The organism is Mesorhizobium alhagi CCNWXJ12-2, from assembly GCF_000236565.1.
Classification (GTDB): Bacteria; Pseudomonadota; Alphaproteobacteria; order Rhizobiales; family Rhizobiaceae; genus Allomesorhizobium; species Allomesorhizobium alhagi.
The window spans coordinates 20,423-28,774 of the sequence record NZ_AHAM01000272.1 but is presented as its reverse complement, the minus strand read 5'-3'; the positions used below and the strand labels follow the sequence as shown (position 1 = coordinate 28,774).

General features: G+C 59.8%; 8 protein-coding genes and 2 pseudogenes. 3 read left to right on the top strand and 7 right to left on the bottom strand.

The annotated features are described in order from the left end of the window. Both MAXJ12_RS28880 and MAXJ12_RS28870 read left to right on the top strand, forming a co-directional pair. Positions 1 to 246, top strand: a pseudogene (locus MAXJ12_RS28880) (IS630 family transposase); the annotation flags it as partial. A 497-nt stretch (positions 247 to 743) separates the two neighbouring features. After that, entirely contained in the window at positions 744 to 1,490 is a 747-nt protein-coding gene (locus MAXJ12_RS28870; protein WP_008839683.1) for an SDR family NAD(P)-dependent oxidoreductase, read from the top strand. Between the two features lie 76 nt (positions 1,491 to 1,566). On the opposite strand, the pseudogene MAXJ12_RS35960 reads toward MAXJ12_RS28870, so the two are convergent. From MAXJ12_RS35960 to MAXJ12_RS37885, 7 genes and pseudogenes are all read right to left on the bottom strand, one after another. Further along, a pseudogene (locus MAXJ12_RS35960) lies at positions 1,567 to 1,770 on the bottom strand (GMC oxidoreductase); the annotation flags it as partial. Between the two features lie 39 nt (positions 1,771 to 1,809). After that, on the bottom strand, positions 1,810 to 2,874 hold the full coding sequence (gene iolG, locus MAXJ12_RS28865) for an inositol 2-dehydrogenase (RefSeq protein WP_008839682.1): 1,065 nt from the start codon (positions 2,872 to 2,874) through the stop codon (positions 1,810 to 1,812). A 202-nt stretch (positions 2,875 to 3,076) separates the two neighbouring features. After that, on the bottom strand, positions 3,077 to 3,826 hold the full coding sequence (locus MAXJ12_RS28860) for an SDR family oxidoreductase (protein ID WP_008839681.1): 750 nt from the start codon (positions 3,824 to 3,826) through the stop codon (positions 3,077 to 3,079). A 59-nt stretch (positions 3,827 to 3,885) separates the two neighbouring features. Beyond that, on the bottom strand, positions 3,886 to 4,890 hold the full coding sequence (locus MAXJ12_RS28855; protein ID WP_008839680.1) for a sugar-binding protein: 1,005 nt from the start codon (positions 4,888 to 4,890) through the stop codon (positions 3,886 to 3,888). A gap of 53 nt (positions 4,891 to 4,943) precedes the next feature. Further along, positions 4,944 to 6,047, bottom strand: coding sequence for an ABC transporter permease (locus MAXJ12_RS28850; RefSeq protein WP_008839679.1), 1,104 nt, complete (start codon positions 6,045 to 6,047; stop codon positions 4,944 to 4,946). Then, positions 6,037 to 6,777 (bottom strand): ATP-binding cassette domain-containing protein, encoded by a 741-nt coding sequence (locus MAXJ12_RS28845; protein WP_008839678.1) that lies wholly within the window; start codon positions 6,775 to 6,777, stop codon positions 6,037 to 6,039. Before MAXJ12_RS28845 ends, MAXJ12_RS28850 begins: the two co-directional genes overlap by 11 nt. 85 nt (positions 6,778 to 6,862) lie before the next feature. Then, the gene (locus MAXJ12_RS37885) at positions 6,863 to 7,021 is read right to left on the bottom strand and encodes a hypothetical protein (RefSeq protein WP_008839677.1); all 159 of its coding nucleotides are present in this window, start codon (positions 7,019 to 7,021) and stop codon (positions 6,863 to 6,865) included. Between the two features lie 184 nt (positions 7,022 to 7,205). On the opposite strand from MAXJ12_RS37885, the gene MAXJ12_RS28840 reads away from it, so the two are divergent. After that, on the top strand, positions 7,206 to 8,228 hold the full coding sequence (locus MAXJ12_RS28840) for an aldo/keto reductase (protein ID WP_008839675.1): 1,023 nt from the start codon (positions 7,206 to 7,208) through the stop codon (positions 8,226 to 8,228). Positions 8,229 to 8,352 lie beyond the last annotated feature (124 nt).

Here is an 8,352-nt window from a genome sequence, read left to right as displayed (position 1 = left end):
GGCCCGGCAGGCAGCGGCTCGGTTCGGTGTCGGGATATCGAGCGCCGCTGGATCGGCAGAGCCGGGATGGGCGAGACGACACCACGACCGCAGGGACGACGGCGCGGCTCGCGTCTCGACGCCCATGCCGACTACATCATCGGGATGATCGAGGAGCGCAAGGACATCACGCTGAACGAGAGGGTGGAGCGGCTCTTGGCCGAGCGGTCCATGCGCATCGGCCCCAGCACGTTGAGCGACTGGCTGTGAAATCGCACCGAACAGTGACCCCGGCCACCGGAACGCCTAATTGTTTGATACAGCTTCTCTTCCGGGATTTTCGAAGAATCAGATAGCGGCTTCTGGCACCCCCCCGACCACACTCATTTTCGCAATGAACTCAGCCGGTTAATCCAAGGCGACGTGGGGTCACTGTTTGGTGCGATTTACACCCCAACGTCAAAAATTTGCGCAAGGAATGGTCGCGGCGAGTTTGCAAACCTGGCCCATATCGAAAGTCCTCGGTCCGTCGGCCTTGCCAGGCGTCATTGTTGGCGGTTCGGAATCACTGCCATCAGGTCATCAGACAACGAGTTCGTAGGAATCTGTCTCCTGCCTGGCGCTTCGCTAGCCGCCAGACTTCGGAAGCACCCGGACAGTCTCTTGACGGCAAGCTGCGCGGGATAAAAGGTGCGGCCCGGAATGCCTTTGCTGACCGAGGTGGACTCGAAACCGGCGGACAATTGAAACGTGGAGATAATGCTTTGAACCATATCGATCTCGCGGATCGCGTCGCCGTCGTCACTGGAGGTGCTCAAGGAATAGGCTTCGCCGCCGCCAAGCGCATCTACGCCTCTGGCGCCAAAGTCGCACTTTGGGATCTCGACGCGCAGCAGTTGGCGGAGGCGCGCTCGGCCTTGGGCGAGGACGTGCACTGCGCAACGCTCGACCTGACAGTAGCAGACGACGTCACCGAAGCTGCCCACCGCACTGCTCGTCAATTTGGCCGCATCGACATCCTCGTGACCAGCGCCGGAATCGCAGGAAGTTCTATGCCGGTTGTGTCCTATTCCGTGGATGAATGGAAACGCGTGGTCGATGTCGATCTGAACGCCGTGTTCCTCTGCTGCCGCGCCGTGGTGCCCGGCATGATCGAGCGCAATTACGGTCGCATCGTCAACATAGCCTCTATCGCGGGCAAGGAGGGCAATCCGAACGCCGCAGCCTATTCTGCCGCAAAGGCGGGCGTTATCGCGCTAACCAAATCGCTCGGCAAAGAATTGGCAATGCATGACATTGCCGTCAACTGCATCACGCCGTCGCCGATCAAGACCCGTATTCTCGAACAGGTGAGCGAAGAGCACATCCGGTACATGCTGTCGCGAGTCCCGCGCGGGCGTTTTGCGGAGCTCGAAGAGGCCGCATCCATGATCGCCTGGCTGGTCAGCGAGGAGAACTCGTTCACTACCGCCGCGACATTCGATCTTTCCGGAGGACGAGCCACTTACTGAACCGGGCGCGGCGAACTGCCTCGGCGGCGAACAGGGCACTATCCCATTACCAGTTCCGATCAGTGTTCGCCGATCATCAACGGGGCTGCGTTTGTGTTGGCAGAGGTAATGGTAGGCATACCGACGCGTCGATAACTCTCAGATTATCGACCCCGTGAAGGTGCGGGGCAACGAGGGACCTTTCGTGTCCCATCCGGCATGTGCCGCATTGATCAAACACCGTTCCCGCGTGCATGCGCGCGAAGTTGAGAACCTGTTCGTCTGTCCGGACCTCCAATCCGGGGCAGCGCTTTTCACCGAGGGAATTCGATACAAATTCCTATTGCAATCCAGGCATTTCCTGGTCTGCAGCCGCCACCTGGGATTTCTTATCAAACACCTCGTCGACTGCAACGCGCCGACCGCTCTTTAGAGAGATGTATGCGGCTTCTGCAAGGGCCAGAGCCTTGCGGCCATGTTCGCCGGTGGCCGAGGGCGATTCTTTCCCTTTAAGCACATCGACGAAGTGCGCCCATTCGTTTTTGTACGATTGCGCATACCGTTCGACGAAGAAGAACAAGGGCTTGGATCGGCGGACACCATCGGCCGTTTCGAGCACCGACATGTTGGCGGGCACGTTCTCGGTTCGTAGCGTGCCCAGTGCACCGTGGGCTTCGACCCTCTGGTCATATCCAAAGGACGCGCGGCGGGAGTTTGTGATGACGGCGATCTTGCCACTGGCTGTGCGCATCGTAACGACCGCAGTGTCTATGTCTCCGATACCAGCTATAGCGGGGTCGGTCAGTGCTGACGCTTCGGCCGATACGGTCACGAAATCTTCGCCCATTATGTGTCGTGCCATGTCGAAATCGTGGATCGTCATGTCGCGGAACATCCCGCCGGAGGTTTTTAAATACGAGATCGGCAGCCCGCCGCCAGGATCCTTGGAAATCACGGTCACCAATTCGAGTTCGCCAATATCGCCCGCGAGTATTCGCGCCTTCATCTCCAACACGCTCGGATCGAACCGCCGATTGAACGCAAGAAATAACGGCGCATTGGCCGCCTCGACGGTTGTCATGACTTCATTGACGCGGTCCATATCCAGGTCAATCGGCTTTTCGCAGAATACGGCCTTGCTCGCCTTCAAACCCTTCTCGATCAGCTCAGCGTGGGCCGCGGTTGCCGTGCAAATGGCGATCGCGGCAATTTCCGAATCATTTAGCACCACGTCTTCGCTCGCGGCCATGCCGCCGGTAATGGCCGCAAGCTGCTGCGCCCCCTCTAAGTATGGATCGACAATGTATTTCACCTCGGAATCTCGATGCTCTGCAATATTTCGGCCATGGACATTGCCGATGCGGCCAGCACCAAATATCGCGATTTTGAACGGTATGGACGACATGTTTTCTCCATTTCGTGATATTGTTTGAGTTGCGGCGCCAAACGCGCGCTACGGTTGACATTCGTCGCACATGATCCCCGAAAGCCTTTGGAGGCTACGCCGATGACGTTGTTTCGGTGACCTTCTGGCGCCCGACTGCCGTTACTCGCATAATAAGCTCAACCTGCCTGTCCCTAGGGATCGGTGAAGGGCAGTTCGCAGTTCAGAGGGAAACCGATAGGCCCCCATCAACGGCCAGTACATGTCCGTTGACGTAGGCGGCAGCGTCGGAGGCGAGAAACAAAACGGCTCCGCCGAGTTCCTCAGGCTGGGCCCAGCGCCCCGCAGGGGTGCGTTCCTCGACCCATTTTGTGAAGGCTTCGTCGTTCATTAGCGCGGTGTTGAGCTCGGTAGCGAAATACCCCGGCGCAATGGCGTTGATCGTGATGCCATGACGGCCCATCTCAGCGGCCGTCGAGCGTGTCAGTCCATGCAGGCCCGCCTTTGCCGCCACGTAGGCGTGAATGGTGGGGCGGCCAAGGATCCCTGCAACCGATCCAGTGTTTATGATCCGCCCAAACTTGTTGGGCAGCATCAGGCGAACCGCGTCGCGCATCATGCGGAAGCAGGCCGAAAGATTGACGGCAATCACCCGGTCGAAGTCCTCGTCCTCCCATTCGACCAACGGCCTCCGATGTTGGATGCCGGCGTTGTTGATGAGAATATCGAGGCGGCCGTGGCGTTCGACTATACCTTCGAGCGCCGCCCTTGAGATCGTCGCGTCAGTGACATCGAACGGCAGCGCTTCGGCGGCGATCCTTTCCGCCGCCGCGGAGAGGGCATCGATGTCACGGGCATTGACGATCACCGTCGCGCCGTTTTCCGCAAGCGCCTTTGCCATGGCGAAGCCGAGGCCACGCGAAGCACCCGTCACCAATGCGACACGGCCCTTGAGTGAGAACAATTCCGACATCGAACCCCTTTTCAAGAGGGCGGGAATTTCCTCCCGCCCTCTTCACATGCGTAAAAGCGCTATTTGGCGATGCAGGTATCCGCAGTCTCCGGAGTGCAGATATCGAGGCCCGTATAGGTCGGGTCAGCCGGAGGCGCCTTGCCGTCCTTCATGTCCTTCAATGCCATCATCGTCTTGTAGCCCATTTCGAATGGCCGCTGACCGACTTGGCCAAGCGAGAGACCTTCCTTCATCTGGTCGATCTGCACGGGAAGCGTGTCGGCGACGACGAGGGCCAGATCCTTCGAGGCAATCTTGTCCTTGTGCGGACCGACCGCGGCACGGTTGGCATCAGGAATGAACTGCGGGAACCCACCGGTCGGGATGAATGCGTCGAGGTCCGGGTTTTTCGCCATCGTGTCTTCAAACTGCTGTACGGAGCGCGGGAAGTCATCGTCGGTGTAGAGCGGACAGCCGTCGATTTCGGTCCAGCCGTTCTGGCCGGTCAGGCGATCGCCGGGCGAGGCGGCTGACTTGGCGCCCGAAAGCGTATCGCGAATGCCCTGCATCCGCTCATTGTGGTTGGCCGCTGCCGCGCCGCCCGACTGGATGCAGACCGTGCCGCCTTCGGGTTTGATCTGCATGGCAAGCTTGGCAAGGTTCGTGCCGATCTCATAGTTGTGCGTGCCGATATAGGCGACGCGAAGATCCTGATTTTCCGGCAGGAGGTCGGAATCCCAGGTGAGGACCGGGATGCCGGCGTCCTTGGCGGCCTGCAGCGCAACAGCCATCGCCGCCGCGTTCGATGGTGACACGGCAATGCCGTCCACCTTCTTGACCACGAGGTCCTGCACGATCTGCACCTGCTCGTCACCGCCGCCATGCTCGCCGGGGCCGATATACATGCACTCCAGGGCGCCATTCGATTCGGCTTCGGCCTTCTTGCAGCCGTCGCGAGCCTGGTCGAAGAAAGGATTGTTCATGTTCTTCGGCACCAGGGCGAAAGTGTATTTCTCCTGGGCGCCGGAAACGGCGGGCACCATTGCTCCAAGCGCCACGGCCACCGTCAGCAGATACTTTTTCATGTGATGTTCTCCTCCTAGGTGTGGTTTCCCGCAGGCCTCCCGCCGACGGGTTCCTAGCGGTTCTTTTTGGGCATCAAGACCGCCAGCGAGGCAGAAAGGATCGATTTGCCGCCGGTTTGCATGCCCAAAAGGACCGCAAGAATGATGAAGGCGCCCACAAAAGCGCCCTGCCAGTTTGAATCAATGCCGGCCATCAGCAGCGCATTCCTGATCACCTCGAGGAAGGCCGAACCGATGACCGCACCGAAGGCCGTGCCCACGCCGCCCATGAGGCTGGCTCCGCCAATGACTGTCGCGGCGATCACGCGCAGCTCATAGCCCTGGCCCATGGCATTGATGGCCGAGCCGTTGTAGCCGAGGAGCAGGAGCGAGGCGATCGAGGCGGTGAAAGCCGAAAAGACATAGGCCTGGAATTTAATCCAGTTGACCGGAACGCCGGTGAGCCGTGCTGCCTCCTCATTGCCCCCAATGGCGAAGAGGTGCCGAGCCCAGGCAGTGAAATTGAACACGAAGCCGACAATCAGAGCCAGTATCACCATGGTCCAGAATTGCGACGACAGTTCAGGTATCCATTGCGGCGCCCAGTTCTCCGGCCCATGCCGCGGCCATTTCGCCTGACCGATCGCCTTCACGATGGGAGCGTCCGGCCCGAACTGGTAGAGCATCTGGTTTGCGGAGAATACCACCGCCAGCGAGCGCGCCAGGGACAGCATGCCGAGGGTGACCACGAAGGACGGCATTCCGGCGTAAGCGACAAAGAATCCGTTGACCGCGCCGCAGGCCAGACCGGAGAAAAGGCCCATGGCAAAGGCGATGTACCAGGGATAGTGCCAAGTGAGGAACAGGCCGGCGACGATGGCGACGAGACCCATTATCGAGCCGACCGACAAATCGATGCCACCGGTGATGATGACCACCGTCATGCCGAGCGCCATGATGCCGAAAGGTGCGAGGTTGCGCGTGACATTGGCGGCGTTCGCGGGAGTGCCGAAGCTCGGCTCCATGGCTGTCATCAAAATGACGAGAGCGATGAGCGCGATCGTCACCCAGAAGGACTGGCTTGAAATCATGCGCTGGAGAGGCGTCTGTTCCTTGACCGCAACGAAGTCCGGCAGCCTGCCGACTTCCTCGACCGACTCCCGAACACTAGTCGCCACGGATGGCCCCCGTTATCAATCCGGTGATTTCCTCGGGTGATGTCTTGCCGGCTTCCTTGTCGGCAACCTTCGAACCCCGCCTGAGCACGATGATTCGATCGGACACGGCGAAAACATCGGGCATGCGATGGCTGATCAAAATGACGCCAACCCCTTGAGCCTTGAGGCGCCGGATCAATTCAAGAACTTCCGCCACCTGGCGTACGGAGATGGCGGCGGTCGGCTCGTCCATCAACACCAGCTTGGCATTTGAGAGCCGGGTCCGTGCGATGGCTACGGCTTGGCGCTGCCCACCCGACATCTTCTTGACGAGGTCGCGCGGCCGAGTTTCCGATTTAAGTTCCCTGAACAGCGCTGCCGAGCGGTCGATCATCGCCTGCTTGTCAAGCACCCTGATTGGCCAGAAGCCCTTCTTGAGCTCTCGGCCGAGAAAGACGTTCTGCGCGGCCGTTAGATTATCAGCGAGCGCGAGGTCCTGATAAACGACTTCGATCCCCTCAGCGCGGGCGTGGACAGGCTGGTGAAAGCGGCAAACCTTGCCATCCACGACAATTTCGCCGTCGCTCGGCGGGAAATTCCCGGCCACCGCCTTGACTATGGTCGACTTGCCGGCGCCGTTGTCCCCCATCAGACCCACGACTTCGCCCCGCTCCACCTGGAAGCTGACGTCGGTCAGGGCTCGAATGGCCCCGAAATTCTTGGAAACGTGGCGAACCTCAAGCACGGGCATCGCGGTCCTTCCCCGGACAACATTTACCAATCTTGTCCAGCCTCAAGCAAGGCAGCTAATCAGCGAAATGTATTCAACACAATCATTATTGGGAAACCGACATTTTTGTGCAGTCAAACAGGTTTCGCAGCCTGGCCACAGCGGTAGCGTCCGACCGGTCGATGTGACTCTCGTCGATCCGCGCCAGCACGTTGCCAAGCTCGTCGAGCGCAATCCCGAACAGATTTGTGCCGGTATTCGTCATGACGTGCTCACCAGCTTGCCGGTGTCAAAAACCCGTCTGGATTGTTTGGTCACGTTCCCCGAACAGCTTGTTTTTGGTAATGCGATCACCGCGAAAGTCCGTATCCAACGGCTCGAAGTGCTTTTGCAGTGCCACAACCATGGTAGTGTCGAGGCAACGTGCGTAGGTGAGGAAACAGCAGGACATGAAGACACGGCATTTCGACCGCATCGGTAATGGCGGCATGGCGTTCACCGAACTCGGCTTCGGCACGGCGCCCCTCGGCAACCTCTACCGCGCCGTCTCCGACGACGATGCCAATGCCACGCTGGAGGCGGCATGGCAGGTCGCCTGCCGTTACTACGACACCGCGCCGCTCTACGGGCTCGGCCTGTCGGAAACGCGGCTCAATCCATTCCTGCGCTCGAAAAGGCGCGACGACTATGTGCTGTCGAGCAAGGTCGGCCGCATCATGCGCGCCTGCCCGCCGGATGAGCGCACCGGTATCGGCAAATTCTTCGACACGCCGTCGCGCCGCGAGGTCTATGACTACAGCTATGATGGCGTCATGCGCTCCTTCGAAGCCTCGCTGGAACGCCTTGGCATCGACCGCATCGACATCCTTTTTGTGCATGACGTCGACATCTTCACCCATGGCAGCAAGGAGGCCTCGGATCAACGCATCGAGGAATTCATGCGCTCGGGCTATTATGGGCTGCTGGCGCTGCGCGACCAAGACGTCATCAAGGCGTTCGGAGGCGGCATCAACGAATGGCCAGTTGCCCATTCGCTTGCCGAGCGTGGCGACTTCGACCTTTTCCTGCTTGCCGGGCGGTACACGCTGCTGGAGCAGGAAGCGCTGCAATCCTTCCTGCCGCTGTGCCAGCAGCGCGGCATCGGCATCGTTCTCGGCGGGCCGTACAATTCCGGCATCCTAGCAACGGGCCCCAAGCCCGGCGCCTACTACAATTATTCCGAAGCGCCGCAAGACATCATCGACCGCGTCACGCGCATCGAGGCGGTCTGCAAACGCCACGGCGTACGCCTGATCGAGGCGGCACTGCAGTTTCCGCTGCTGCACCCTTCGGTCGTGTCGGTGATCCCGGGCGGCCAACGGCCGAGCGAAGTCGAAAGCAACCGGTCGTTTCTCGACGCGAAGCTGCCATCGGCACTCTGGGCCGATCTCAAGAAGGAAGGGCTGATGCGCGCCGATGCGCCGACGGCATAATCATGTCGCCCAACAGTGCGCAGCGGTTTTGGGATGATGCATTAAAACAAAGAGCTAAAGCGAGTCGCATGAGTGTCATTGCGACTCGCATAAGGTTTCGGAAAAAGGCTGTTGCACTTATGGT